This is a genomic window from Pseudoduganella sp. GW821-FHT11H04, from assembly GCF_058807935.1.
The window spans coordinates 182,270-204,613 of record NZ_JBXARE010000008.1 but is presented as its reverse complement, the minus strand read 5'-3'; the positions used below and the strand labels follow the sequence as shown (position 1 = coordinate 204,613).

The window sequence follows — 22,344 nt, the reverse complement described above, 5'->3', positions numbered from 1 at the left end:
TCTCGCTTACCAATCAGCCCAGGCGAAAGATCGCACCGGCATCGGCATGGACAGGAAACTCGGCTCCGGGATGGGCGGCGGCGGCGCCGCCAGCCAGTCGCGCGGATCGACACGGTAGTATTTTTGCAGCTCGCCAAAGAGCGCGGCATGGCGCTCGGCCAGTTGCCATGGCCTGGTGAAGAAAGTCTCCGTCACCACGGCGAAAAACTCGGCCGGGCTGGTAGCGCCGTAATGATCGAGCACGCTGTCCTGGCGCCCCATCCACGCTTCATGGCGCAGGTTGGCGTAATCGCGCGACAGCACTTCGGACCAGCTGCGGTAGCTGTCAGGGCTGCCCAGGTAAGGCGCACCGTTGGTACTGCCCGACTCGCTATCGAGCTGGTGGGCGAATTCGTGCAGGACCACGTTATTGGCGGCCTGCCAGTCCAGCGTACCGCGTTCAACGTCATCCCAGGACAGCACGATACGGCCATCGCTCCACGATTCGCCCAGCATTTGCTGGCGCGCCGGGGTGATCACGCCGCCCGCCCCTACCTCCTGACGGTCGGCGATGAAGGCGCCCGGATAAACCAGGATCGTATGCAGCGGACGGTAGACCTTGCTGGGCTTGTTCAGCAGGAGCAGGCAAGCCTGGGCCGCGATGGTGATGCGCATTGCCTGCGTCACTTCGAGGCCGGCGCAACCGACGAATTTTTTCTGGTGCAGGAATTGCTGCACCATGCGCTGCAACTGGCGCTGAAGATCAGGCGCCAGCTTGCGGTAAAAGGGAATGCTCTTTTCCAGCACGGCCTGGTCGGCCGGGGACAGCGGGCGCGCCAACGCGCGCCGCAAAGTCCAGCGTGGATATGCGAAAGGCGCGGCAATCGCCAGCGCCGTCAAGATAAGCCAAAGCCAAGCTTCCATGATGCCGTCCATAACAGAACTCGTTCCGCCACAGATGGGGCTCCTTATCGGCATTTCAACATGCCATTCAATGGAAGCTTAGCACCGTTCCCGGCTCAGGGCATGGCCTTTTGCATCGAGGATGGCGCGCCGAACAGGGCTGCGACCAGTGGGTCGCGCTGCACAGGGCCGCGGTTCACCCGGATCGCATAATGGGTGTCATCTGCCAGGATATGGAAGTGACGGCCGTTGCCCGCCATGCTCTGCTCGCGCAGGCTTGGGCGCTCCTTGCGTGGTGGCGCACCTTCGCGTTTAGGCTGGGCGATCGCGGCCAGGAAGGCTTGCACGCGTTCGGCGTCCGGGGTCAGCTGGTAGACAGCCTTGCCCAGGTAAGTGGCCGTGCCTTCAATATAGCGAGCCAATTCGATCACGCCCGCTTCGCGCAGGTCGCGGATATATTTGCGAGCCCCGGATGGAGAAAACTTCAGGAACCAGGCGATTTCGTCCGCCAGCATTTCGTGGTTTTGTAATTCCCCCACCAGCTTCTGCATATTTTCGATACGGCGCAGTGTTGCCGAGGTGGAACGGACTCGCTCGATCGGGGCTAAGGAAAGAGCTTTGCGCTCCGTCATAGGACCGGGACGCTCGACGAGCGCCAGGCGTGGACGGGACGGCACAGCCGGCAACGGGGCCGGCAGCTCCAGGGTAGCTTCGATTTCGAGGCCATGGGACGATTCTCTGATAGCGTGCATTTGAACACTCCTTGTAAATGCCAGGGTGGATTCGCAGGCTCCAGAGTGCCCGCCCGCGACTCATCGGTCTGTGCGGCAACGAACATACAGACGCACAAACATTGGCTGTTTGCCAACTTGATTTAGACACGGGGGAGCTGTGTGTGTTCCCGAACAGAGTCTTACCCCGACAGCGACCTATGCTGGTTCCGGCATCAACCAACCAGAGAGGAATGAACATGAAAGCTCCAGTCCTGCTCGCAGCCCTGGCCCTGGTGGCCTTGACCGCCTGCGAAAAGTCCGTCACCAATAATCCACCGCCAGTCGTCGAGCCAGCACCGCCACCGGCTGTCGTGCCCGGGCCTCCCGGGCCATCCGGTCCACAAGGTGAACCAGGCAAACCGGGCACTCCCGGCCCTGAAGGTGCCCCAGGCAAACCTGGCGGCGACACCGTGATCGTGCAGCCGCAAAATCCACCACCGGAACCAGAACGCCGGTAAATCCGTAAGACCGGGCCGCCACCCATTTCCCGTTTGGGTGGCGTTTCCGAAAATAAATTTTGAGTTTCAGTCAACCAATATACTTTGGTCTACGTTGTAGAAAAGCCACATACTTGCTATACTTCAAGGCAAATGTGCGGTATCGCACTGATTCTGGTGGGCATCACCGCCTACACTAAGACCACAGCAAACAAGCTGGGAAAGAGAGTCGCGTAATTTTTTTCTGCGACTTGCTACTCAAATAACGGGAGTTTACTTGTGAATAAAATTAAAAATATTGCTATCGCCGCTGCATTGATGTCCGCATCTTTTGCTGCTTCGGCGCAGGACCTGCTCAACGAAAACTGGTACCTCGGCGCTCAAGCCGGCGTGATCCGTCCTGACAGCGACTGGGCTGCCGACAAGGACCGCGCCGCTTACGGCCTGAAAGCCGGTAAAGCACTGAACGAAAAATGGGACCTGCAACTGAACGGCACCTACGGTTCCAGCAAAGAGAACATGAACCGCTACACCCAGAAACTGCTGGGCGCGGACGGCCTGTACATGTTCAGCCGCAAATCGGTTCGTCCATTCCTGCTGATTGGCGCCGGTATGGAAAAAGACAAGAACAACTTCTCCTGCTGCACCACCGAGCAGACCCGCTGGTCGCCATTCCTGGCAGCTGGCCTGGGCGTGCAAGCCGACATCACCAAGCGCCTGTTCTTCCAGGCTGACCTGCGCAACGTGCACGGCTTCATCCGCGGCGAGCAGTTCAACAACTCCAAATCGAACAACCAGTACCTGATGTTCTCGCTGAACTACCTGCTGGGCGCGGCTCCACAGCCGGCACCTGCTCCAGCACCGGCTCCAGCTCCAGTGGTGGCTCCTGAGCCAGCACCAGCGCCTGCACCGGCTCCAGCGCCAGCACCAGCGCCAGCACCTAAGTTCGAAAAAGTGACCATGGCCGCTAACGAACTGTTCGCATTCGACAGCGCTACCCTGGCGCCAGCCCAGCCTAAACTGGACGATATGGCTACCCTGCTGAACTCCGACACCTCGGTCAACAACGTGGTCATCACCGGCCATACCGACCGCCTGGGTTCCGACAAGTACAACCAGAAGCTGTCCGAGCGCCGCGCTGAAGCCGTCAAGGCATACCTGGTAGGCAAAGGTGTTTCCGCTTCCCGTCTGACCGCACAAGGCAAGGGCAAGTCCCAGCCAGTGGTGCAGTGCAACGACAAGAAGCAGAAGCGCGCTGACCTGATCAAGTGCCTGGAACCAAACCGCCGCGTCGAAATCGACCAGGTGACCGTGGAACGCCGCGTGAAGTAATCGCTGCCAACGCAGTCTGCAAAGGGGCCTTCGGGCCCCTTTTCTTTTGTGTCCCGGCGCACGGTCAGCTTGCCCGTCGCGGCGTAAGGTTGCGCCATGAGTTGGCGCAGATTCCCCCACATTGCCAAGAAGCTTCCCGCCGTCGGCTGGTGCGCAATCACCGAGTGGCTGGAGCACCGCGCCAGCAGCAAAGGCGCGGCACTGGCCTTTTACACCCTGTTCTCGCTGGCGCCCATCCTGGTGCTGGTGATTGCCGTCGCCGGCCTGTTCTATGGCAAGGAGGCAGCGCAGGGCGAGCTGTTCTTCCAACTGCGCGGACTGGTGGGCAGCCAGGGCGCGGAAGCGATCCAGCTGATCCTGTCCGGCGCCGCCAATGAAAAACAAGGCATGATCGCCACCCTGCTTGCCGGCGCCCTGCTGCTGTTCGGCGCGACCAGCGTGTTCACTGAACTGAAAGCCAGCCTGGACGAAATCTGGCAGTTGCCGCCTTTAACGACCGGCGGGCTGTGGGATACCTTGCGCACGCGGCTGCTTTCTTTCGGCATGGTCCTGGTGCTGGGCTTTTTGCTGCTGGTGTCGCTGGCCGTCAGCGCCGCCCTCTCCTTCCTGGAAAAGAAAATGGGCGCCTACTGGCACGATGCGGCGCTGCTGCTCACCATCTTCAACCACGTCATCAGCTTCTTTGTGATTTCCGCCCTGTTCGGCGTGATCTACAAGATGCTGCCGCGCGTGAAGCTATCCTGGCGCGACGTGGTGATTGGCGCCCTCGGCACGGCGGCCCTCTTCACCCTGGGTAAATATGCGATCGGCGTCTACATCGGCAATAGCGGCGTGACCGACAGCTTTGGCGCCGCCGGCTCGCTGATCGCCGTGCTGCTATGGGTCTACTATTCGGCCCAGGTGTTCTTCCTCGGCGCCGAGTTCGCGCGCCAATATGCGATCCAGATCGGCAGCCTTGCTACATCTCGTTACGCGGCTTACAACTGATTCATCCACCTTTTGGCTGAGCTCAAGCATGATGGGCAGCACTCGACCCCACTAAGGAAAATCAGCATGAAAACCAATAACGCCACCCTGGTCCCTTCCCTGATCGCCGCCTGCCTGTTCGCTTTCGGCGCCGGCGCGCACGCGCAAAACACCGCCAACGACGTGCAGCGCGACGTCAACCAGCAGCAGCGCATTGAAAACGGCTTGAAATCGGGCCAGTTGAATACCCGCGAGGCAGCCAGGCTCGAACACGAACAAGCCGGCGTGGACAAGATGGAAGCGCGCGCCCTGAAAGATGGCCAACTGTCGGCCAGTGAGCAGCAGCGCATCAACGCAGCGCAAAACCGCGTCAGCCAGGATATCTACCGCGAAAAGCATGATGCCAACGTCGGCAATCCGGATTCCGCCTCGTCCAAGCGCATGCAGGCCGATGTCCAGCGCAACATCAACCAGGAAAAGCGCATCGAACAAGGCGTCAAATCGGGCGAGATGAGCAACCGCGAAGTAGCGCGCGCCGAACGCCAGGAAGCCCGCATCGATCGCCGCGAAGCACGCGCCGGCGCCGATGGCCATGTTGGCGCCCGCGAACAGCGCCGCATCCAGCGCGCCGAAAACCGCGAGAGCAAACGTATCCGCCACGCCAAACATAACGACGCAGTACGCGGCTAAGTTTCGCCGGGCAGCAGTGTGGCCCCACGCTGCTGCCCGCCTGGTTTTGCTACTCGCCGAGCAATTCGGCGACGACCTCCATGCCATCGACCTTCTCGGCAACCACCTTCAAGATCACCACCACCGGTACGCCGAGCAGCAAGCCCGAAACGCCCCAGAGCCATCCCCAGAACAGCAGGCTGACAAACACCGCAGCGGCATTCATGCGCGCGATGCGGCCCGTCATCCAGGTAGCGATAAAAGTGCCGACCAGGGTCGCAATCGCGGTCGCTGCAAGCGCCACCAAAGCCACCATTTGCAGCGACTCCGTTTGCAAATACGCTGCAATGCTCAACGCACAGACAATCAGCAGTGGCCCGAAATAAGGCATCAGGTGCAGCAGGCCGGCCACGATGGCCCAGGCGCCCGCATTTTCAAGGCCGATGAATTGCAGCGCCAGCCACATCAACAGCGCCAGCAGCACATTCGTCACCAGGAGCATGAACATATAGCCCTGGATCGAGGAATTGATTTCGTCGAGGATCTGCACCGTGACCTTCTTGCGAGTCAAGGAAGGCCCGGCCAGCTTGACCAGCTTGCGCTTGAAGGTATCGCCCGACAGTAGCAGGAAAAACACCAGGAACACCACCATGGTGGCCTGGCTCATGAAGGACAGCAGGCCGCGCGATCCGGCCCACACCCAGTCGATTACCTTGATGTGGCCGCCCTCCGCGGCGACCGTGACCGGCTTGCGCTGCGCAGCCGGCTTGCCTGCGGTTGCCTGCTCGATCTGCGTGGCGACATCCTGGATGCGCTTCAGCGTGCTGTCCTTGCCGCCGGTGGTCGAGGCCACGAGGCGCGACAGCTTGCGCCCCGCATCAGGCAGTTCATCGATGATGTTGGAAAATTCGTCGTGCACCATTTCCACCGTCACCGTCATGCCGAGCAAGATGGCGCAAGTGACCAGCGAGGTGCCGAGGGCGCGCCGCACGTGCAGGCGCTCCAGCGTAACGACAACGGGATTGAGGGTATAGGTCAGCAAGATGCCAAGCAGCAGGGGCACAAGAAAGCCCTGGCCCCACTGCAAGGCGTACAGGAAGGCAACGGTGGCAAGGATGGTCTGCGCCAGGCGCATACGCCGTGCCAGCCGCGTTTATTTGACGCGGATGTCGTTCTTAACTTCTTTGACACCTTTCACGCCGCGTGCGACTTCGCCAGCGCGGGTGATGTCGGCAGGCTGGGCGACGAAGCCGCTCAGCTGCACAGTGCCTTTGAAGGTTTCGACATTGATTTCAGTCGACTTCAGCGATGGCTCGTTGAAGATGCTGGCCTTGACCTTGGTCGTCAGGGCGGCGTCGTCGACATATTCGCCGGCGCTTTCCTTGGTTGGGGTCGAGGCGCAGCCAGCCAGGCTGAGGGTGGATGCGATGAACACGGCAGTAGCCAATTGATGTGTGAATTTCATGGCGCTTCTCCTATGTGTGGTGGGTGTTCCGGGCACTAGTGTCCAGTTAACAAGGCTTGAATTCTGTTCGCTACCGAACATTGTGCGGGATCGCACAGACGAGCGCAGGCAGCCAGCCATAAGCTGCGCCTAATCCCACCACAGGAGGAGACGTTATGAAACCGACTGTATCTCTAGCAGCAATCATGGTGGCCGTTGCCGCCCTGAGCACAGGCTGCGCCAGCAATTCACCTTACTACCCACAATCGACGGACTATTCGAGCCAGGCCGACATCTCGACCTACGGCACGGTCGATTCGGTCCGCGTCGTGCGCGTTGACCCAGCTACCAGCGGGGCCGGCGCCGTCGCGGGCGGCTTGCTGGGAGCACTGGCCGGCAGCCAGATCGGCTCCGGCGCCGGTAAAACCGCCGCCACCGCCGCTGGCGCAATCGGCGGCGCCGTGATCGGCAACCGCGTCGAAGAAAACCGCAATGCGCCACGCGACGTCTACCAGATCAGCGTGCGCATGGATAACGGCGACTACCGCACCATCAACCAGGACAGCGCTTACGACCTGCGGGCCGGCACGCGCGTGCGCGTGGTCGATGGCCGGGTCTATCGCTACTAACAGGAGCTAGCCATGGCCACCATCCTGCTGATCGTGCTGGTACTGCTTGTCATTGGCGCCCTGCCCACCTGGCCGCATAGCCGCAACTGGGGCTATGCACCAAGTGGCATCGCAGGGTTGATCGTTGTCGTTCTGCTCATCCTGCTGATGACTGGCAGGCTGTAGCCAAGGAGCCCATCATGAAAACGCTGATCGGCGCCGTAGCACTGGCCCTATGCGGGCTGGCGGGCGCACAAGTTACACCGCCGGACGTAGCCCGGCATCAAGCGCAAGAACTGAAGCGCGGCGACCCGCCGCGCTGGTCCAAGCCAGACCGCACTCAAGCGGCCCAGCTTGCCACGCTGCGCAAGGAAATCAATGCCGCCTTGCGCGAAGCCCTGGAAACCTGCAAGCAACAGGGTGCAGGCGCCAACAGCGCCTGTGTGAAAGAAGCACGCAATATTGCCCGGGACGATATGTCCAATTTACGGGAGATCAATATTGCTTCGCGCGACTTGTCTAAAACGTATGAAACAAGCGGTAAATAAGCCGTTTTGTATCAACGCAGTAACAAGGTTCACTGGCCCAGCGTCAGGTCGGGTATCATGCGCGCATGCCACATGCATACCAATTACATAGAGAGCAACATCGGGAAGCCACCGTCCAGCGTCTGGGCATTGGCCAGGAGCTCTACGACCGCTACACCACGCTGAGTGCCCAACACGTGACCCCGGTGCGCGTGCGCAAGGGCACCATGCTGCAGGAAGCAGGCGCCCGCGCCTCCCATTACTACTGGATCTCCAGCGGGGTGGCGCGGCGCGGCCATATTTCCGTTGGCGGCGAAGACCTGACCCTGGGCTTTATCACCGAAGGCGAAAACACCGGCTCCCACAGCGACATGATGGGCGGCCTGCAAGGTGAACCGGCACTCGAATTCTTCGTCGCCGAAACCCCGGTGGAAGCCTGGCGCATCGACTGGGCGGCAATGCAGCGCCACAAGGCCGAACATGGCTTTGTGCTCGAGTATTACCTGAAGATTATTGAATGCAGCATCCGCCGTTATGCGGCCAACCTGCATATCCGCAGCCACACGTCGGCGGAAGCGCGGCTGGAAGCCTTCCGCAGCCAGTTCCCCGGCCTGGAACAGCGCATCACCCAGCGCGCCCTCGCCTCCTACCTCGGCATTACCACCCAGTATATGTCGCGCCTGCGCAAGTCCGCTTAAGCCTCGGGCTTGCGCCGCACCAGCCACCAGGCGCCAATGGCTGCCAGCACGCCGGCTGCGGCGGCCGGCTTCCACAAGCGCTTGCGCGCAATCCACGATACCAGCGGCAGCGCGTAAGGCAGGACACTCTTGAAGTTCAGGCCAGACAAGCCGCCGCCTTCACTGATGAAGCCGCCAAGCCGCGCCTGCAGCCCGCCGATGGCATGGTCGACCGCGCTATGCAGCAAGGCTTGCGGCTGCATGGCATTGATCATTTCATGCTTGGAGCGCAAGGCGCTCAGGCGATACAGCTCGCCTTCGCGTATCAGCCTTTCCTTGGCCACGGCCAGTGCCTGCAATTCCTGTTTGGACGCCATGTTCTCCCTTTCAAAGCAGCATGTCGCGGTCAGACTTGAGTTCCGCCATCGTGGAAGTCAAGCCCAGCTTGCCCTGCTTCACCACACTGCGTCCCCACAGCACCAGGCCGATCGCCAATACCGCAAAGGCAATCGCCAGGACCAGCAGGATCTTCCAGCCCATCGCTTCCCAGCACAGATAGATCAGGGTTGCCGTACCGAATGCGATAGCGAACCAGGCAGCCAGCATGGCGACGGCAAAGACGATGGACAATTGCAGCAGCGTGTCGCGCACCTCGGTCAGCTCGAGGGCCGCCAATTCCAGGCGCGACAGTAAAAGGTGAAGGCAGTTCTTAGCAAGCCCGGCCATTGAGGCGATCAGGCCGGGCGGTGGTGGTGGTGGTACCTGGTTCTCGGCGGACATCGCTTATTTGCGGCCGAGGATAACGCCTACCAGCAGGCCGACGCCAGCTGCCACGGCGATGGAGCGCCACGGGTTTTCCTTGACATAGGCATCGGTCGTCGCCGCTGCCTGCTTGGCGCCGGCGATGGCGCTGGCCTGGGCTTCGTGGGCTTTGGCCAGGGCGGTGTCGAGCGCCTTCATGCCGCGGCCGCGCAATTCATCCGCTTTTTCACCGGTCAACGCGGTGGCGGCAGTGAACAGGGCTTGCGCATCCTTGACCAAGGTTTTCACATCGTTGTTGACGGTACTGATGTTCTGTTCCAGCATGATAGGACTCCTCTGAGGTAAGTGAATTACGCCAATAAGTCTCGCATATCGTCGGCGTGTTCTTCCTCCACCGCCATGATTTGCGTCAAGAGTTGCTTGGTCGTCGGGTCGCTGTCACCAATCAGTTCGATCATCTGGCGATAGCTCTCGATAGCCACCCGTTCTGCTAGCAGGTTGGCCCGCACCATCGCTTGCACCTCCCTTGAGTCATCATACTCGGCATGGCTCCTATCGAGCAACGTTGCTGGATTGAAATCCGGCATCCCATTGAGTTGGACGATGCGCTGGGCCAGCCAGTCGGCATGTTCCTGCTCTTGCGTCGCATGTTCCAGGAACTCGGCCTTGATGCCAGCATTGGACAGGCCAGTGACCGTGTAATAGTGGCGCTTGTAGCGGTTGATGCAGACCAATTCAGTGGCCAGCGCTTCGTTCAGCATTTGCAGCACCTGGGCGCGGTTGCCCTTATAGCCTTCAGTCACGGGACCGTCAGCCATATTGCGGGCCGCCGCGCGGATTGCGTGTTTGTCGATCATGGAATCTCCCCTGTTGCGCCTTAGCGGCGATAAGTAATCGGGCGGCCCGCTTCGGACAGCACGATTTCCACCCGCCGGTTCAGCTGGCGGTCGCCGGCCGTGGCATTGCCGGCCACCGGATAGGCTTCGCCATAACCGCGCGTTTCGATGCGGCTGCGCTCAACGCCCATCTGGTTCAAAGCCATGCGCACCGCTTCGGCGCGGCGCTGCGACAGCTGCAGGTTGTAGGCATCGCTGCCGGTGCTGTCGGTGAAGCCCTCGGCCAGCACGGTGCGGTCCGGGTTATCGCGCAGCACGTCGGCCAAGCGCTGGGCCACCGCCATGCCTTGCGCGGTCAGGTTGGCCTGGTCGGTGTTGAACAGCACGTCGCCGAAGGTGATGACGATGCCGCGTTCAGTCTGCTTTGCCTGCAGGTCGGCCAGTTGGGCAGCCAGGGCGGCGGCGCGGGCCTGGGCATCGCCCTTTGCCGCTTCCGCATTGGCGGCCTGGGCCTGCGCAGCCTCGGCATCCATGCGGGCCTGGTCGGCACGGCGTTTGGCGGATTCCGCTTCAGCCGTACGGGCTTCCAGGCGCACCTGGTCGCGCTGGGCGGCAGCGTCCCTCAACTGATCTTCCGCGGATTTGGCGCGCGCAATTTCCTGGGCGCTGGCGATCTTCTGCTTGGCGACATAGGCCAGCTTGTCGACGGTCTGCAGGCTTTCACCGCGGGCCGAAGCGACATTGGCCTGGTCCAGGGCGCGGGTGGCCGACGCCATTTCAGCGGGGGCGTACTTGGCGACCATCGGGTTGGACTGGGCTTGCGAGTAATCGGTGCGAGCGATTTCCAGTTCGTTGGTAGTGGTCGGCGTGGTGCTGCAAGCTGCCAGGGCCAAGGCCGCTGCCAGCGCAACAGGTTTAAAGATAGGCTTAAACATGATGGCTCCTTTCTCAGCGAGTCATGTTGCTGTTGGCGCGCTCGAGTTCTTCACGCAGCACGCGGATGTCGTCTTGCAATTTGTTGGCGGCTTCGGTGGCCTTGGCGCTGCTGGCCTTGCTTTGCGCCAGCTTGGCGTCAGCCTGTGCCTGCTGCGCCAGGTCCTGGGCAGTACGGTAATCCTTGGCTGCCAGCGCCTGATTGGCGCGCAGCATCTTGTCGCGCGCTGCCGCCATTTCGGCCGGAGCCAATTCCGGTGCACCGGTCGAGGCCGCGGCATCCACCGCAGTGCGCGACGATGCGACTTCGGCCGTGGCCGGGGTCTTCATGCTGCTGCAACCAGCCAGTGCAATTGCGCCGACGATGGCCAACAGTGGCAGGCGATTCAGCGTATCCATTGTTGTTCTCCTCAAAGCAAATGGGGTATTAGCTTTATATAAGCTGTCCCGGCTGGGTTCAGTACGGTGCCGCACATTGCAGTCCGGCTGCCGGGTGTAGCCTGTCGCCATGGCACATACAATTTCTCGCCGCGCAAAGATCAGCCTGGCAGTGCTGGGCGTCTTGCTGGCCATTCCGGCGGTGGCCCTCCTACTCCTGCTCAACTATGACTGGAACCGCGCACGGCCCTGGCTCGGTGCGCGCGCCAGCGAAGCGCTGCAAAGGCCCGTGGAGTTACGCGGCAACCTGTCGCTGACCTGGCAAAAGCAGCCGCTGCCGCCACAGGAGCGCAGCTGGCGCGACCATATTCCCTGGCCGCACCTGGTGGCGCAGGATGTGCACGTCGGGAACCCGGCCGGCATGCCGAAGGGCGACACGGCCACCGCGCAGGCGCTCGGTTTTTCGTTGAGCCCGTTTGCCCTGCTGGGACGCAAAATTTCAATTCCCGAATTACGATTCGACCAGCCCCAGCTTGACCTGCTGCGCCAGGCCGATGGCCGCAATAACTGGACGCTGCCCAAGCGCCCGCCGTCCGAGTGGCGCATGGAGCTCGACCGCCTGGTGTTCACGCGCGGCACCATCAAACTGGACGATGCGCAGCAGAACATTGCCGCCACCGCCCACGTCGGCACGCTCGACAATGACCCGCATTACGGCGTGGGCTGGGCCCTGGAAGGCAAGTGGAACAAGCAGGACATCACCGGCAAAGGCAAGACTGGCGCCGTGCTGGCCTTGCGTGAAACCAGCCAGCCCTTCCCCATCCAGGCCGATGCCAAGGTCGGCCTGGTCAGCGTAGCGGCGGAAGGCACGCTCACTAATCCGGCCCAGCTTGCCGCCATCGATTTGAAGCTGAAGGTAGCAGGCGCTTCCGCTGCGCGCCTGTACTCGTTGACCGGCCTGCTACTGCCGGAAACGCCGCCCTTCACCACCTCCGGCCGGCTAAGTGGCCACCTGGCCGAAGGCGCCAGCCAATGGACCTACGAGAAATTCACTGGCCGCGTTGGCGACAGCGACATCTCCGGCACCCTGTCCTACCAGCAGCGCCAGCCGCGCGGCATGCTGACCGGCGCGGTGCAATCGCGCCTGCTGCAATTCACCGACCTGGGACCGCTGATCGGCGCCGACTCCAACGCCAAGAAAGAACAGCGCGGCGTAGCAGCCGTACAACCGGCCGGCAAGCTGCTGCCGGTGGAAACCTTCAAGACCGAGCGCTGGACTGCACTCGATGCCGATGTCAGCTTCCACGCCGAACGCATCGTGCGCACCAAGGAATTGCCGCTGTCGAAACTGAAAACGGAATTTCACCTGAAGGATGGTGTGCTGCGCCTGACGCCCTTGAACTTCGACTTCGCCGGCGGCCACGTGGCCTCCAAAGCGACGCTGGACGGCAGCGGCGGCCAAGCCGTTGCCGCCACGCTCGACGCCACGGCGCGGCACATCAAGCTCAAACAGCTGCTGCCCAAGCTGCCCGAACTGAAGCAAGCAACCATCGGCGAAATCAATGCCGACGCCAAACTGACCGCCAAAGGCAATTCCGTCGCCACCATGCTCGCGCATTCGAATGGCGAGCTGAAGACCCTGGTCAACGACGGCACCGTCAGCAAGCTGTTGCTCGAACAGATGGGCCTCAACATCGGCAATATCGTGTTGACCAAACTGTTCGGCGACAAGCCGGTGCACCTGAATTGCCTGGCCGGCGATTTCGACGTGCGTGACGGCCTGGCGCAGACGCAATACCTGATTGCCGATACCGACGACGCCGTGGTGCGCGTGAATGGCAACGTCAACCTCGCCAGCGAAAAGATCGACCTCACGCTCAAGCCGGAAACCAAGGGCCTGCGCATCATCTCGCTGCGTGCGCCGATCTATGTGCGCGGTACGCTCAAGCAACCCGACGTCGATATCGACAAGGGGGTGATTGCCATGCGCGCCGGCGGCGCCCTGGCGCTGGGCGCCATCGCGGCCCCGGTCGCGGCCCTTGCGCCACTCATCAGTGCCGGCGGCGCAGGAAACGAAAACCAATGTGCCGCCCTGCTTGCAGCAGCCCGCGAAAAGCCCAAGGCGCCGCCTCCCGGCAAAACACAAAGGTAACAAACCGTAACTTCGTGAAATCGCGAACAGATCACCCAGCCCTTTCCCCGTAAGCTGGAAACGTAATCCAAGTAACGGAGGAAACATCATGAAAACCAAACAGATCGCAGCCCGCCTTGCTATCGCAACTGCCATGCTTGGCCTGGGTGCGTGCTCCTCGATGTCCAGGCAAGATAAGAACACGGCCATTGGCGCTGGTGTCGGCGCAGTTGCCGGCTCGGTGCTGACCGGCGGCTCCACTACCGGTGCCGTGGGTGGCGCCGTGGTTGGTGGCGTGATCGGTAATCAGGTCGACAAACCACGCCGTTAAAGCATCAGGATGGCAAGCGGACCTGCTGGTAGCAACGGCAGGAAACCGCTTCCAGGCCAGCCGGGTCCAATATTTCGATATTGCCCCGGCTGTAGCTGATTAAACCCTGGCCCTGCAGTGCGCTGGCAGCCTTGGTCACGCCAACGCGGCGCACACCGAGGGCGTGAGCCAGGAACTCATGGGTCATATGGAAGCGGTCGCTTTGCAAGCGGTCGCGCGTCACCAGCAGTGAACGCGCCAGGCGCGCTTCCAGCACGTGGAAGCGGCTGCAGACGGCGATCTGGATTGCTTGCGCCAGCAAGCTGTCAGTATAGCGGTGCAGCAGGTGCTGCAGCGATTCCATGTCCCTGAACTCGGCGCTGAAGTCTTGCGCCGGCATGCGCAGGGCATGGCCGCTGCGCTGGACCACGGCACGCACCTGGGCAAGATACTGGCCCAAGGCAACTGATGCTCCGATCATGCCTTCGCGCCCGGCCGAGCCGACTTCCAGCGTCATGCGGCCTTCGGTCACGGCCAGCAGCGAGACAAGGGTATCAAGCGGGAAATAGATGAACTCGATGGCTTGACCAGCTTCGAACAATACTTCGCCGGCCTCAAGTTCCACCAGTTCGCACAAGGCCTCGATATGTTCGAGGTCGTCTTCCGGCAGGTTTGCCAGCAAGAGGTTTCCAATACGGGGCGGTGGCGATTCACTGCTTGGAACGGTATGAAGATTCAGGGTCATTGCCGTCAGCCTGGTGGAGTTTAGGCGGAGCGTATCGGCTATTAAAAATACTGTATGTACGCTGACGCACGGAAGCAAGCGAGGCTGCCCGCCACAATGCGTATATCCAATAGGAAAGGAATTGCAAATGGATTCGAACATCAAAAGATATACCACTCATCCAATGCTGCTGATCGCAGCCATCGCCGTCATCCTCTTCTGCGGTGTCGGCATCGCCGCTGTCATGGGTTGGCTGCCGAAATCCGGCGCCACCATGGGACCACCGGTTGCCCAAGCGCCGGTGCAAGTTGGGGGCAATGAAATGGGGCCGCCGCCACCGCCGTCCAGCCTGGCAGCGGTGGAACGTACGCCTGGCCGTGCGGCCGATACCTCCGGCTATTCCGGTGGCGGCGGTGGCAGCTATGGCGGCGGTGCAGCGCCGGCCGAACGCGCCGGCGATGCGCGCTATGCGGAACCTCCACAAGCGCAGCCCATGGCCGCACCGGTCGCTGAACGGGCGCCGGCAGTCTGCCATAGCTGCGGCGTGGTGCAGTCGGTGCACACCGTCACCCAGCGAGGCCAGGGCAGCGGTATTGGCGCGGCAGGCGGCGCGATCGTCGGCGGCCTGCTGGGCAACCAGATCGGCGGCGGCACGGGCCGCAAACTGGCTACTGTCGCCGGTGCAGTCGGCGGCGCCGTGGTCGGCAACCAGGTGGAGGGCAATATGAAGTCCACCACCCACTACTCGGTGCGGGTGCGCATGAATGACGGCAAGGAACGCACCGTCAGCAGCAGCTCCGGCGACTGGCGCTCTGGCGATCACGTAAAAATCGTCAACGGACACCTGCAACGTCGCTGATAGTTCGGCATCGAACAGATGGCGGCGCTAGACACGGCAATAATGCATCCAGGATTACGGACTATGAGAGGAAAACATCATGCTTTATACCATCGCTGTCGTACTCATCATCTTGTGGCTGCTCGGTATGGTCACCTCCTACACTGTGGGCGGTTTCATCCATATCTTGCTGGTCGTTGCAATCATTATGGTCTTGCTGCGCCTTATCAGCGGGCGCGGCATTTAGTCGAGCCGGCTAAGCCGGCGTACACTATCGGGGCGGCGACTGCGGCGCAGGACTCGTCCCGCTTTTTTTCGTCCAAAACTTACGAAGGAGAAGCTCATGCCCAATAAAACCCTTGCTGCCCTGCTGATCGCAGCGATAACGGCCACCGGCTGTGCAGATATGGATGCGACCCAGCGCGGTACGGCAACCGGCGCAGGCGTCGGCGCAGGCATTGGCGCCGTACTCGGTGCGGCGACCGGCCATGGCGGCGGCAACCGCGCCGCTGGCGGTGCAGTGCTTGGCGCTGCCGTCGGCGCCGTGGTCGGCAACGTCTGGTCCAAACGCATGGAAGCGCAGAAGCAGCAAATGGAACAAGCCACCAAGGGCACTGGCGTGCAGGTCACGCAGACCGGCGACAACCGGCTGAAACTCGAGATCCCGAGCGATATCTCGTTCGACACCGCACGTTCCGATATCAAGCCGGACTTCCGGCCTATCCTGGACCGTTTCGCTACTACCCTGAATGAGAATCCAGCCACCACGGTAAGCATCGTCGGCCACACCGACAGCACCGGCAGCACCGCCGTCAACCAGCCATTGTCCGTTGACCGCGCCGCCCATACCCGCGATTACCTCGCCTCGCGCGGCGTATCGCCAACCCGCATCGTGATTGAAGGCCGTGGCGAGCAAGAGCCTGTGGCCACAAACGACGACGCAGCCGGCCGCGCCCGCAACCGCCGCGTGGAAATCTTCGTGGCCGAGCCACGTCCGCCGCAAGGCTAAGCAACCAGGGCGCGCCTGCCATGCAAGCGCGCCTTCATCGCTTCTTTTCCAGCCGTTCAATTGCCTGATGCGTCACCAAGCGGCCGCGCGCATCGACGCCCCTCAGTTCGTCCTCTTTTTCGAGTAACTTGAGATAAGCGATATTCGCTTCAGCATCGCCATGCGTGGCAGGTCGTTCGCATTCAACCCAACGACTTTTCCGCCCCCCCAGCCACCATGGGCTCGACAAAGAGATTAGTGGCCCGCTCCGACTGCGTCTCATACCATTGGCCAAGGTGCGGACGTTCGCTGAGCGATTTGTTTTCGACCAGCCCCTCCTTGATCACATGCAGTTCCATATGCTTTGCACCGGTAAGAGCATAGCCGCCATCGGCGCCAGTCTGCACGCCCTCCGTCCGCACGCACCACCGCCCGCTATGCCCGAACCAGGTGCCGCCGGATTCGAAATAGACAGCCATGACGAAAGCCCCTTGCACCGGCTTGCCATTCTTGGCATCGACCACCTTGCCCTCGACTTTGGACGCATGCACATTCGCGGATACCCCCAACGCCATCGCAACAGCAATAGTTGCACGTAACATAGCGCTCATCTCCCTTTTATGGTTCCTGGGATTATAAATTCATACTGACAACTATTAGGTGTGCGCCAATCGAGCCCTTAGCGCTACAATTCGTGGATAACCCTATCCTTTTAAGGAGCGTCCATGAAAGTCCCTGCCCTACTCTTGTTTTGCCTGGCCGCCTTGCCAGCAATGGCGCAGACCCTCAAGCCAGGGCTGTGGGAGCTGAACAACCGCGTGGCCTCGGCCAGTCCGGAAACCATGGCGATGATGCAGGCCGCGCAGCAGCAAATGGCAAATATGGCGCCTGAGCAGCGCAAGGCGATGGAGCAGATGATGGCGAGCCACGGGGTCAATATGAACCTGGGCGATGCCGGCGGAGTCAAGCTGACGTATTGCCTGACCAAGGATATGGCTGAGAAACAGGACTTGCCGGCCGGTCAACCCGGCCAATGCACCACCACGCGCACGCCAGTGCCAGGGGGCATGAACGTGACCTTCAATTGCGCGAAACCGCCTTCAAGCGGCAACGGCCAAGTGATTTTCAACGGGAATACGGCTTACAGCATGCGCATGAACGTCAACAGCACGGCGCAGGGCAAGCCGCAAAACATGGTGGTGGAAGGAAATGGACGCTGGCTCAGCGCCGATTGCGGCAGCGTGAAGCCGATGGCTCCCGCTGCCCCGCCGAGCAAGCCTGGCCCGGAGGTACCGCCGCCTACTCGCCGCGCTCAATAAAGGTCCAGTACAGCTCGCGGGCCTTGCTGGCGATAGGGCCCGCTGGCAGCTCGCGGTCGTTGTAGCGAACGCATGGCGTGACTTTGCCGTAATTGCCGGTGTTGAAGATTTCGCTGGCCGTATCCAGTTCTTCCGGCTTGACGGTGCGTTCTTCGACCTTGATGCCGGCATCGGCCAGCAGCTTGATGACGCGGGCGCGGGTGATGCCGGCCAGGAAAGTGCCGTTCAACACAGGCGTAACGACCTTGCCTTCCGCAGTGACGAAGAACAGGTTGGCGGTAGCGAACTCCGCCACATTGCCCTGGCTGTCGCACATCACGGCGTTATCGTAGCCGCGCTCTTTCGCCTCGCGCAGCACACGGGTTGAGTTGGCATACAGGGCGGAAGCTTTGGCGTCGGTTGGCGCCATGTCCGGGTCCGGGCGGCGCAGCGCCGTCAGGCAGGCCGAGAAGCCGGTAAATGGCGGCAGCGGTGCATCGAACAGGGTCAGCGCGAAGGCCGATTTTTCAGAGACCGGGATCAAGAGGCCATCGGTCGCGAATACCAAGGGACGGATGTACAGCTCGGCATTAGCCGGGAAGCGAGCCACGCCCTCCTTCACCAGCTTTTCCATTTCTTCCACGCTAAGCGGGCATTCCAGGCCCAGGCTGCGCGCCGAACGGATCACGCGCTCCAGGTGCGGGCGCAGGTCTGGCAGCTTGCCATGCACGGCGCGAGCGCCATCAAATACGGACGAGCCGAGCCAGACGCTGTGGTCCATCGCGCCGAACAGTGGCGCATTGCCTTCGGCCCAGTTTCCATTGAAGTAAGTCAGATACATAGTGTTCCCCGCTGAAAGTTCCAGCTGAGGAATTTAACACAAGGCATTAAAACGCGTGGCGCAGGCCCAAAGTAATGGCGCGGTTGCCCTTGCCAGCCTCGGTGGCGGTGCCGGCTGTGTAAGCTGCGCCGTTGCGGTTTCGGATATGGGCAAAGGATGCGTGCAGCGCCGTTCGCCTCGATAGCGAATAGACCACCCCAACGCCGGCCTGGTCGGCGTCCTGGTTGGCCGGGCTGCGATCGTCCTTGTGGATGATGGAAGCCATATAGGTAGCGCGGCCGCTAGTATAGGACAAGCCAGCCAGCGCATCGCGGCTATATGTCGATGGCGTTGAAAGCGTCAGCGCGCCGTACGGGCTCGATGGGTCCCAGGGCGAGCTGCCCAGCCCCCGGTTGACGCCATACGCGGCAAACACGGTGGCGTTACCGAGCTTGACGTTGGCCGCCACCAGGGTGTTGCGCGCCGAAAGGTCCACCGGCTGCGTCGTGCCCACCGCATCGATCGGGTTGCGCTTGCGCTGGTGGGCGATGCGGATATTGAAGATGCCGTCCGCGAAGCCTACCGTCGCACCATAAGCCCGGTTGCGCGCAGTGCTGTAATCCGACTCGCCGAAGCTGTAGATGGCGCCGGCGCTCCAATGGCCACCGGCTGGCGTTCGGTACTTGAGCGCATTGTCATAGCGCTTGGTGGTATAGCTCATCAGGTTAGTCGCCGTGCCAGCCTGGCCGCCATGGAAGGGGTCGGCCACTTCGGCCAGCGTCTCGTATTGCAGGTTGTACTGGCGCCCGAGTGTCAGCGCGCCCCAGCGGCCATCCAGCCCGACCCAGGCCTGGCGGCCAAAGAGCCGCCCTTCTTCGGAGCGGCCGGTATCGTTCTCGACGCCGCCTTCGATGGTGAAAATGGCTGAGTTGCCACTGCTGCCTAACGGTTCGCGGCCGGTAATGCCAATGCGCGAGCCTTCCGAAATGCCGGGCGAAAGCTTGCTGCCGACGCACTTGTCTTTGCAACCCCGCTCGACCACTACACCGGCGTCGAGCACGCCATAGACCTGGACACCAGTTCCCGCAGCCGGTTCCCTGGTCTGTGCCAGCGCCAGCGTTGGGATCATGAGCAGGAAGGCAAGAACTTTCATGCCTGTCAGCTTAGGGTAAGCACCGTCATGCAATCTGTGCGGACACAAACAAAACTATTTTGGAGACCGTATGTCCAGCAAGCGTTGCAGCGCCGCCGATGCTGTCCGCCTCGTGCGTGATGGCGACATGATCATTGTCCCGACCGGCGCCGGCGAGCCGCCCACACTGCTGAAAGAATTGTCGGCGCAGCGCCGCAGCTTCAAAGGCGTGCAAGTGGCGCAAATCCTGGCCATGCGTAAATACGATTACTTTGATCCGGAAACTGCGCACCATGTGCGGCATTGCGCGCTGTTCTTTGGCGGTGCCTCGCGCGCTGCTGGCCAGGCTGGCTGGGCCGACTTCATTCCCGCTTATTTCTCAGAAATCCCTTCGCTGATCGAACGCGAGCAAATGCCGGCTGACGTGGTGTTCGCGCTGGCATCTGAAATGGATGAACACGGCAACTTCGCGCTTAGCCTTGGGGCCGACTACACCATGGCGGCCCTGCAGAAGGCGCGGGTAATCGTGCTCGAATCCAATCCCAACGTACCGTTTGCGCATGGCCAATGCCATATCCACATCTCCCAAGTGACGGCCGTGGTCGAGAGCGACGAGCCCGTCATTGAGGTGGGCCTGCCAAAAATTGGCCCCGTACAGGAGGCGATCGCCGCCCACGTGGCGCCAATGATCGAGGATGGTTCGACACTGCAGATCGGCTATGGCGGCATCCCGGACGCTGTGGTGATGCAGCTGACCAGCAAACAGGACCTTGGCATCCATACGGAGATGATTGGCGACGGCATCCTCAAGCTGGTAGAGGCTGGCGCAGTGACCAACCGGCGCAAGACTTTCATGCCGGGCCGCATGGTGGCGACCTTTGCGCTGGGTTCTCGCAAGCTGTACGACTTCATGCACCACAATCCGATGCTGGAAATGCATCCGGTCAGCTTTACCAACGATCCTTGCATCGCCGGACAGAACGACAAGCTGGTGTCAATCAACGCCAGCCTGCAAATTGACCTGCTGGGCCAGTGCGGTTCGGAGAGCCTGGCGCACCTGCCCTATTCCGGCACCGGCGGCCAGGTGGACTTTGTGCGTGCTGCCAATCGTTCGCGCGGCGGCAAGTCCTTCATCGTGCTGCCTTCGACCGCAAAGGATGGCAGCATCTCACGCATTGTGCCGACTCTTTGTGCTGGAACGCATGTAACGACCAGCAAGAACGACATCAATTATGTGGTGACCGAATATGGCGTAGCCCAGCTGCGCGGCAAGTCGGCCAAGCAACGTGCCGAGGCGTTGATTGCCATTGCGCATCCTGACTTCCGAGGCGAACTACGGCGCGAAGCGGCACGGCTCAACTACTGCTAGCTATGTTCGGCAGCGAACATTCAACCGTTCGCTGCTGTCTTAGACTGGCCTCCGGAGGTCACTCATGAAGGCTTGTCGTTGGCTGGCATTTATCCTTGCGGGCTGGACGCTGCTGGCCTGCGCGTCGCTGCCCGAGGTCGATCCCGACCAGGCCAAGGCACGTGCGAACGCGGTGCCAGCCGTGGTGACTTTCAACGGCAAGCTGCCGCGCCAGACCACTGAGCAATTGCTGAAGAAGCGTTGGGCCAAGTCCACCCTGGATTTGAAGGCCCAGGCAACGCTGGAGGAAACGGCAACCGGCGTGCCCCTGATCGCCGGCAACAAAGTGCAACTGCTGTTCGACGGCCCGCACACCATGGCGGAGATGTTGAAGGCCATCGCCGCCGCCAAGGACCACATCAATTTCGAGACCTATATTTTCGACCAGGACGAGCTCGGCATGAAGTTCGCCGACCTGCTGATACAGAAGCAGCGCGAAGGCGTGGTGGTGAACGTGATTTACGACAGCGTGGGCACGATCGGCGTGCCGCAGGAATTCTTCGATCATATGCGGGAAGGCGGCGTGAAGCTGATTGCCTTCAACCCGATCAATCCTGCCAAGGCGCGCGGCAATGGTTGGATCCTGAATAACCGCGACCATCGCAAGATGCTGATCGTGGATGGCAAAGTCGGGTTCACGGGCGGGATCAATATCAGCGATACCTATTCGCGCAGTTCGCCGTTCCGCGGCGGCTCGCACGGCGGCGGTCCTCCCTCCGGCGGGGGCTCGGGTCCGACGCGCGAAAAGGGGCCGGATGATGTGGGCTGGCGTGATACCCATGTGCGCATCGAGGGTCCGGCTGTGCAGGCCATGCAGTGGCTGTTCGTACAGACCTGGATCGCGCAGGATGCGGACGATCTGCGCGATGCCAAGTACTTCGTAACGGTGGCGCCGGCGGGCGACAAGGTGGTGCGGGTGCTGGGCTCCAAGCCAGAGGGGCGCTTCGAAATTTACAAGGCGATGCTGCTGGCGATCCAGGAAGCGAAGAAGTCGATCCACATCACTTGCGCCTACTTCGTTCCCGATGACCAGATCCTGGAAGCCCTGATCGATGCAGCGCGGCGTGGCGTGGATGTGCAACTGGTGCTGCCCAGCGTATCGGATAGCGGGCTGGTATTCCATGCGGGGCGGGCTTTCTACCAGCCTTTGCTGGAAGGTGGCGTGAAGATATTTGAGCTCAAGCTATCGGTACTGCACGCGAAGACGGTGGTGGTTGATGGCGTGTGGTCAACCGTCGGTTCAACCAACCTGGACCGCCGAAGCTTCCTCCACAACAGCGAGGTCAACGTGATTGTGATGGGGGATGTGTTCGGCCTCGAAATGGAGAACGCATTCAAGGAAGACTTGCACAACTCCACCGAAGTCAAGCTCGCCGAGTGGAACAAACGGCCACTCGTCACGCGCATGAAAGAATGGCTTGCTCGCGTGTGGGACTACTGGCTTTAAGGCTTGAGATTTGTCAAACCGCGC

Annotated in this window: 30 protein-coding genes; 16 read left to right on the top strand and 14 right to left on the bottom strand. The window is 61.4% G+C overall.

The window, feature by feature from the left end; all coding sequences use genetic code 11:
• Positions 1 to 6: 6 nt before the first annotated feature.
• Positions 7 to 903 carry a M90 family metallopeptidase gene (locus AC1RTP_RS18855; RefSeq protein WP_498609415.1) on the bottom strand — a complete coding sequence of 299 codons (897 nt, stop codon included), beginning with the start codon at positions 901 to 903 and terminating at the stop codon, positions 7 to 9.
• Between the two features lie 95 nt (positions 904 to 998).
• Complete coding sequence (locus AC1RTP_RS18850) at positions 999 to 1,514, bottom strand: winged helix-turn-helix domain-containing protein (RefSeq protein WP_498609548.1); 516 nt, start codon at positions 1,512 to 1,514, stop codon at positions 999 to 1,001.
• A 338-nt stretch (positions 1,515 to 1,852) separates the two neighbouring features.
• On the opposite strand from AC1RTP_RS18850, the gene AC1RTP_RS18845 reads away from it, so the two are divergent.
• From AC1RTP_RS18845 to AC1RTP_RS18830, 4 genes are all read left to right on the top strand, one after another.
• Positions 1,853 to 2,113, top strand: a complete 261-nt coding sequence (locus tag AC1RTP_RS18845; protein WP_498609413.1) for a hypothetical protein — start codon at positions 1,853 to 1,855, stop codon at positions 2,111 to 2,113.
• 258 nt (positions 2,114 to 2,371) lie between these two features.
• The gene (locus AC1RTP_RS18840) at positions 2,372 to 3,424 is read left to right on the top strand and encodes an OmpA family protein (RefSeq protein WP_498609411.1); all 1,053 of its coding nucleotides are present in this window, start codon (positions 2,372 to 2,374) and stop codon (positions 3,422 to 3,424) included.
• A 96-nt stretch (positions 3,425 to 3,520) separates the two neighbouring features.
• Entirely contained in the window at positions 3,521 to 4,411 is an 891-nt protein-coding gene (locus AC1RTP_RS18835) for a YihY/virulence factor BrkB family protein (protein WP_498609410.1), read from the top strand.
• A gap of 66 nt (positions 4,412 to 4,477) precedes the next feature.
• Positions 4,478 to 5,080, top strand: coding sequence for a hypothetical protein (locus AC1RTP_RS18830; protein ID WP_498609408.1), 603 nt, complete (start codon positions 4,478 to 4,480; stop codon positions 5,078 to 5,080).
• Between the two features lie 49 nt (positions 5,081 to 5,129).
• Here AC1RTP_RS18830 and AC1RTP_RS18825 read toward each other — a convergent pair whose 3' ends face one another.
• Together AC1RTP_RS18825 and AC1RTP_RS18820 are read right to left on the bottom strand one after the other, a co-directional pair.
• Positions 5,130 to 6,194 (bottom strand): AI-2E family transporter, encoded by a 1,065-nt coding sequence (locus AC1RTP_RS18825; protein ID WP_498609407.1) that lies wholly within the window; start codon positions 6,192 to 6,194, stop codon positions 5,130 to 5,132.
• Between the two features lie 18 nt (positions 6,195 to 6,212).
• Entirely contained in the window at positions 6,213 to 6,524 is a 312-nt protein-coding gene (locus AC1RTP_RS18820; RefSeq protein WP_498609405.1) for a BON domain-containing protein, read from the bottom strand.
• Positions 6,525 to 6,679: 155 nt separating this feature from the next.
• On the opposite strand from AC1RTP_RS18820, the gene AC1RTP_RS18815 reads away from it, so the two are divergent.
• From AC1RTP_RS18815 to AC1RTP_RS18800, 4 genes are all read left to right on the top strand, one after another.
• Positions 6,680 to 7,132: a glycine zipper 2TM domain-containing protein gene (locus AC1RTP_RS18815; RefSeq protein ID WP_498609403.1), complete on the top strand. Its 453-nt coding sequence runs from the start codon at positions 6,680 to 6,682 to the stop codon at positions 7,130 to 7,132.
• A gap of 12 nt (positions 7,133 to 7,144) precedes the next feature.
• Positions 7,145 to 7,297 (top strand): DUF3309 domain-containing protein, encoded by a 153-nt coding sequence (locus tag AC1RTP_RS18810; RefSeq protein ID WP_498609401.1) that lies wholly within the window; start codon positions 7,145 to 7,147, stop codon positions 7,295 to 7,297.
• 14 nt (positions 7,298 to 7,311) lie between these two features.
• A complete protein-coding gene (locus AC1RTP_RS18805) occupies positions 7,312 to 7,659 on the top strand; it encodes a hypothetical protein (protein WP_498609399.1) in 348 nt (115 codons plus the stop codon).
• Between the two features lie 65 nt (positions 7,660 to 7,724).
• Entirely contained in the window at positions 7,725 to 8,336 is a 612-nt protein-coding gene (locus tag AC1RTP_RS18800) for a Crp/Fnr family transcriptional regulator (RefSeq protein WP_498609398.1), read from the top strand.
• Here AC1RTP_RS18800 and AC1RTP_RS18795 read toward each other — a convergent pair.
• Genes AC1RTP_RS18795 through AC1RTP_RS18770 form a run of 6 tightly spaced genes read right to left on the bottom strand, consistent with a single transcriptional unit; the run spans position 8,333 to position 11,245 of the window.
• Complete coding sequence (locus AC1RTP_RS18795) at positions 8,333 to 8,692, bottom strand: hypothetical protein (RefSeq protein WP_498609397.1); 360 nt, start codon at positions 8,690 to 8,692, stop codon at positions 8,333 to 8,335. The two genes, AC1RTP_RS18800 and AC1RTP_RS18795, sit on opposite strands and share 4 nt — an antisense overlap.
• A 10-nt stretch (positions 8,693 to 8,702) precedes the next feature.
• A complete protein-coding gene (locus AC1RTP_RS18790; RefSeq protein ID WP_498609395.1) occupies positions 8,703 to 9,095 on the bottom strand; it encodes a phage holin family protein in 393 nt (130 codons plus the stop codon).
• Positions 9,096 to 9,098: 3 nt separating this feature from the next.
• A complete protein-coding gene (locus tag AC1RTP_RS18785) occupies positions 9,099 to 9,401 on the bottom strand; it encodes an ElaB/YgaM/YqjD family protein (protein ID WP_498609393.1) in 303 nt (100 codons plus the stop codon).
• 26 nt (positions 9,402 to 9,427) lie between these two features.
• Positions 9,428 to 9,934, bottom strand: a complete 507-nt coding sequence (locus AC1RTP_RS18780; protein WP_498609391.1) for a ferritin-like domain-containing protein — start codon at positions 9,932 to 9,934, stop codon at positions 9,428 to 9,430.
• Positions 9,935 to 9,954: 20 nt separating this feature from the next.
• Positions 9,955 to 10,848 carry an OmpA family protein gene (locus tag AC1RTP_RS18775; RefSeq protein ID WP_498609389.1) on the bottom strand — a complete coding sequence of 298 codons (894 nt, stop codon included), beginning with the start codon at positions 10,846 to 10,848 and terminating at the stop codon, positions 9,955 to 9,957.
• 13 nt (positions 10,849 to 10,861) lie between these two features.
• A complete protein-coding gene (locus AC1RTP_RS18770; protein WP_498609387.1) occupies positions 10,862 to 11,245 on the bottom strand; it encodes a DUF4398 domain-containing protein in 384 nt (127 codons plus the stop codon).
• A gap of 109 nt (positions 11,246 to 11,354) precedes the next feature.
• On the opposite strand from AC1RTP_RS18770, the gene AC1RTP_RS18765 reads away from it, so the two are divergent.
• Both AC1RTP_RS18765 and AC1RTP_RS18760 read left to right on the top strand, forming a co-directional pair.
• Positions 11,355 to 13,376, top strand: coding sequence for an AsmA family protein (locus AC1RTP_RS18765; RefSeq protein ID WP_498609385.1), 2,022 nt, complete (start codon positions 11,355 to 11,357; stop codon positions 13,374 to 13,376).
• An 88-nt stretch (positions 13,377 to 13,464) separates the two neighbouring features.
• The gene (locus AC1RTP_RS18760; RefSeq protein ID WP_498609384.1) at positions 13,465 to 13,686 is read left to right on the top strand and encodes an osmotically-inducible lipoprotein OsmB; all 222 of its coding nucleotides are present in this window, start codon (positions 13,465 to 13,467) and stop codon (positions 13,684 to 13,686) included.
• Between the two features lie 4 nt (positions 13,687 to 13,690).
• On the opposite strand, the gene AC1RTP_RS18755 is transcribed toward AC1RTP_RS18760, so the two are convergent.
• The gene (locus AC1RTP_RS18755; protein ID WP_498609382.1) at positions 13,691 to 14,410 is read right to left on the bottom strand and encodes a Crp/Fnr family transcriptional regulator; all 720 of its coding nucleotides are present in this window, start codon (positions 14,408 to 14,410) and stop codon (positions 13,691 to 13,693) included.
• Positions 14,411 to 14,537: 127 nt separating this feature from the next.
• Here AC1RTP_RS18755 and AC1RTP_RS18750 point away from each other — a divergent pair, with 127 nt between their 5' ends.
• From AC1RTP_RS18750 to AC1RTP_RS18740, 3 genes are all read left to right on the top strand, one after another.
• Positions 14,538 to 15,248 (top strand): glycine zipper 2TM domain-containing protein, encoded by a 711-nt coding sequence (locus AC1RTP_RS18750; protein ID WP_498609380.1) that lies wholly within the window; start codon positions 14,538 to 14,540, stop codon positions 15,246 to 15,248.
• Between the two features lie 79 nt (positions 15,249 to 15,327).
• Positions 15,328 to 15,474: a lmo0937 family membrane protein gene (locus AC1RTP_RS18745; RefSeq protein ID WP_498609379.1), complete on the top strand. Its 147-nt coding sequence runs from the start codon at positions 15,328 to 15,330 to the stop codon at positions 15,472 to 15,474.
• 96 nt (positions 15,475 to 15,570) lie between these two features.
• Positions 15,571 to 16,236 (top strand): YiaD family glycine zipper/OmpA-like lipoprotein, encoded by a 666-nt coding sequence (locus AC1RTP_RS18740; protein ID WP_498609377.1) that lies wholly within the window; start codon positions 15,571 to 15,573, stop codon positions 16,234 to 16,236.
• Positions 16,237 to 16,418: 182 nt separating this feature from the next.
• Here the strand turns inward: AC1RTP_RS18740 and AC1RTP_RS18735 are convergent, their stop codons facing one another.
• The gene (locus AC1RTP_RS18735) at positions 16,419 to 16,817 is read right to left on the bottom strand and encodes a hypothetical protein (protein WP_498609375.1); all 399 of its coding nucleotides are present in this window, start codon (positions 16,815 to 16,817) and stop codon (positions 16,419 to 16,421) included.
• Positions 16,818 to 16,940: 123 nt separating this feature from the next.
• Here AC1RTP_RS18735 and AC1RTP_RS18730 point away from each other — a divergent pair, with 123 nt between their 5' ends.
• Entirely contained in the window at positions 16,941 to 17,534 is a 594-nt protein-coding gene (locus AC1RTP_RS18730; RefSeq protein WP_498609373.1) for a DUF3617 domain-containing protein, read from the top strand.
• On the opposite strand, the gene AC1RTP_RS18725 is transcribed toward AC1RTP_RS18730, so the two are convergent.
• Positions 17,515 to 18,354 carry a branched-chain amino acid aminotransferase gene (locus tag AC1RTP_RS18725; RefSeq protein ID WP_498609372.1) on the bottom strand — a complete coding sequence of 280 codons (840 nt, stop codon included), beginning with the start codon at positions 18,352 to 18,354 and terminating at the stop codon, positions 17,515 to 17,517. The genes AC1RTP_RS18730 and AC1RTP_RS18725 overlap by 20 nt on opposite strands.
• Positions 18,355 to 18,400: 46 nt before the next feature.
• On the bottom strand, positions 18,401 to 19,486 hold the full coding sequence (locus AC1RTP_RS18720) for a porin (protein ID WP_498609370.1): 1,086 nt from the start codon (positions 19,484 to 19,486) through the stop codon (positions 18,401 to 18,403).
• A gap of 70 nt (positions 19,487 to 19,556) precedes the next feature.
• Between AC1RTP_RS18720 and AC1RTP_RS18715 the strand changes: the two genes are divergently transcribed.
• Together AC1RTP_RS18715 and AC1RTP_RS18710 are read left to right on the top strand one after the other, a co-directional pair.
• On the top strand, positions 19,557 to 20,834 hold the full coding sequence (locus AC1RTP_RS18715; RefSeq protein ID WP_498609368.1) for an acetyl-CoA hydrolase/transferase family protein: 1,278 nt from the start codon (positions 19,557 to 19,559) through the stop codon (positions 20,832 to 20,834).
• Positions 20,835 to 20,898: 64 nt separating this feature from the next.
• Positions 20,899 to 22,320 carry a phospholipase D-like domain-containing protein gene (locus AC1RTP_RS18710; RefSeq protein WP_498609366.1) on the top strand — a complete coding sequence of 474 codons (1,422 nt, stop codon included), beginning with the start codon at positions 20,899 to 20,901 and terminating at the stop codon, positions 22,318 to 22,320.
• The last annotated feature ends 24 nt before the right edge of the window (positions 22,321 to 22,344 follow it).

Bases quoted from the DNA above. Each gene is read 5' to 3' on its own strand.
- AC1RTP_RS18855 (WP_498609415.1), bottom strand. From the start codon at position 903: ATGGAAGCTTGGCTTTGGCTTATCTTGACGGCGCTGGCGATTGCCGCG.
- AC1RTP_RS18850 (WP_498609548.1), bottom strand. From the start codon at position 1,514: ATGACGGAGCGCAAAGCTCTTTCCTTAGCCCCGATCGAGCGAGTCCGT.
- AC1RTP_RS18845 (WP_498609413.1), top strand. From the start codon at position 1,853: ATGAAAGCTCCAGTCCTGCTCGCAGCCCTGGCCCTGGTGGCCTTGACC.
- AC1RTP_RS18835 (WP_498609410.1), top strand. From the start codon at position 3,521: ATGAGTTGGCGCAGATTCCCCCACATTGCCAAGAAGCTTCCCGCCGTC.
- AC1RTP_RS18830 (WP_498609408.1), top strand. From the start codon at position 4,478: ATGAAAACCAATAACGCCACCCTGGTCCCTTCCCTGATCGCCGCCTGC.
- AC1RTP_RS18825 (WP_498609407.1), bottom strand. From the start codon at position 6,194: ATGCGCCTGGCGCAGACCATCCTTGCCACCGTTGCCTTCCTGTACGCC.
- AC1RTP_RS18820 (WP_498609405.1), bottom strand. From the start codon at position 6,524: ATGAAATTCACACATCAATTGGCTACTGCCGTGTTCATCGCATCCACC.
- AC1RTP_RS18815 (WP_498609403.1), top strand. From the start codon at position 6,680: ATGAAACCGACTGTATCTCTAGCAGCAATCATGGTGGCCGTTGCCGCC.
- AC1RTP_RS18810 (WP_498609401.1), top strand. From the start codon at position 7,145: ATGGCCACCATCCTGCTGATCGTGCTGGTACTGCTTGTCATTGGCGCC.
- AC1RTP_RS18805 (WP_498609399.1), top strand. From the start codon at position 7,312: ATGAAAACGCTGATCGGCGCCGTAGCACTGGCCCTATGCGGGCTGGCG.
- AC1RTP_RS18800 (WP_498609398.1), top strand. From the start codon at position 7,725: ATGCCACATGCATACCAATTACATAGAGAGCAACATCGGGAAGCCACC.
- AC1RTP_RS18795 (WP_498609397.1), bottom strand. From the start codon at position 8,692: ATGGCGTCCAAACAGGAATTGCAGGCACTGGCCGTGGCCAAGGAAAGG.
- AC1RTP_RS18790 (WP_498609395.1), bottom strand. From the start codon at position 9,095: ATGTCCGCCGAGAACCAGGTACCACCACCACCACCGCCCGGCCTGATC.
- AC1RTP_RS18785 (WP_498609393.1), bottom strand. From the start codon at position 9,401: ATGCTGGAACAGAACATCAGTACCGTCAACAACGATGTGAAAACCTTG.
- AC1RTP_RS18780 (WP_498609391.1), bottom strand. From the start codon at position 9,934: ATGATCGACAAACACGCAATCCGCGCGGCGGCCCGCAATATGGCTGAC.
- AC1RTP_RS18775 (WP_498609389.1), bottom strand. From the start codon at position 10,848: ATGTTTAAGCCTATCTTTAAACCTGTTGCGCTGGCAGCGGCCTTGGCC.
- AC1RTP_RS18770 (WP_498609387.1), bottom strand. From the start codon at position 11,245: ATGGATACGCTGAATCGCCTGCCACTGTTGGCCATCGTCGGCGCAATT.
- AC1RTP_RS18765 (WP_498609385.1), top strand. From the start codon at position 11,355: ATGGCACATACAATTTCTCGCCGCGCAAAGATCAGCCTGGCAGTGCTG.
- AC1RTP_RS18760 (WP_498609384.1), top strand. From the start codon at position 13,465: ATGAAAACCAAACAGATCGCAGCCCGCCTTGCTATCGCAACTGCCATG.
- AC1RTP_RS18755 (WP_498609382.1), bottom strand. From the start codon at position 14,410: ATGACCCTGAATCTTCATACCGTTCCAAGCAGTGAATCGCCACCGCCC.
- AC1RTP_RS18750 (WP_498609380.1), top strand. From the start codon at position 14,538: ATGGATTCGAACATCAAAAGATATACCACTCATCCAATGCTGCTGATC.
- AC1RTP_RS18745 (WP_498609379.1), top strand. From the start codon at position 15,328: ATGCTTTATACCATCGCTGTCGTACTCATCATCTTGTGGCTGCTCGGT.
- AC1RTP_RS18740 (WP_498609377.1), top strand. From the start codon at position 15,571: ATGCCCAATAAAACCCTTGCTGCCCTGCTGATCGCAGCGATAACGGCC.
- AC1RTP_RS18735 (WP_498609375.1), bottom strand. From the start codon at position 16,817: ATGTTACGTGCAACTATTGCTGTTGCGATGGCGTTGGGGGTATCCGCG.
- AC1RTP_RS18730 (WP_498609373.1), top strand. From the start codon at position 16,941: ATGAAAGTCCCTGCCCTACTCTTGTTTTGCCTGGCCGCCTTGCCAGCA.
- AC1RTP_RS18725 (WP_498609372.1), bottom strand. From the start codon at position 18,354: ATGTATCTGACTTACTTCAATGGAAACTGGGCCGAAGGCAATGCGCCA.
- AC1RTP_RS18720 (WP_498609370.1), bottom strand. From the start codon at position 19,486: ATGAAAGTTCTTGCCTTCCTGCTCATGATCCCAACGCTGGCGCTGGCA.
- AC1RTP_RS18715 (WP_498609368.1), top strand. From the start codon at position 19,557: ATGTCCAGCAAGCGTTGCAGCGCCGCCGATGCTGTCCGCCTCGTGCGT.
- AC1RTP_RS18710 (WP_498609366.1), top strand. From the start codon at position 20,899: ATGAAGGCTTGTCGTTGGCTGGCATTTATCCTTGCGGGCTGGACGCTG.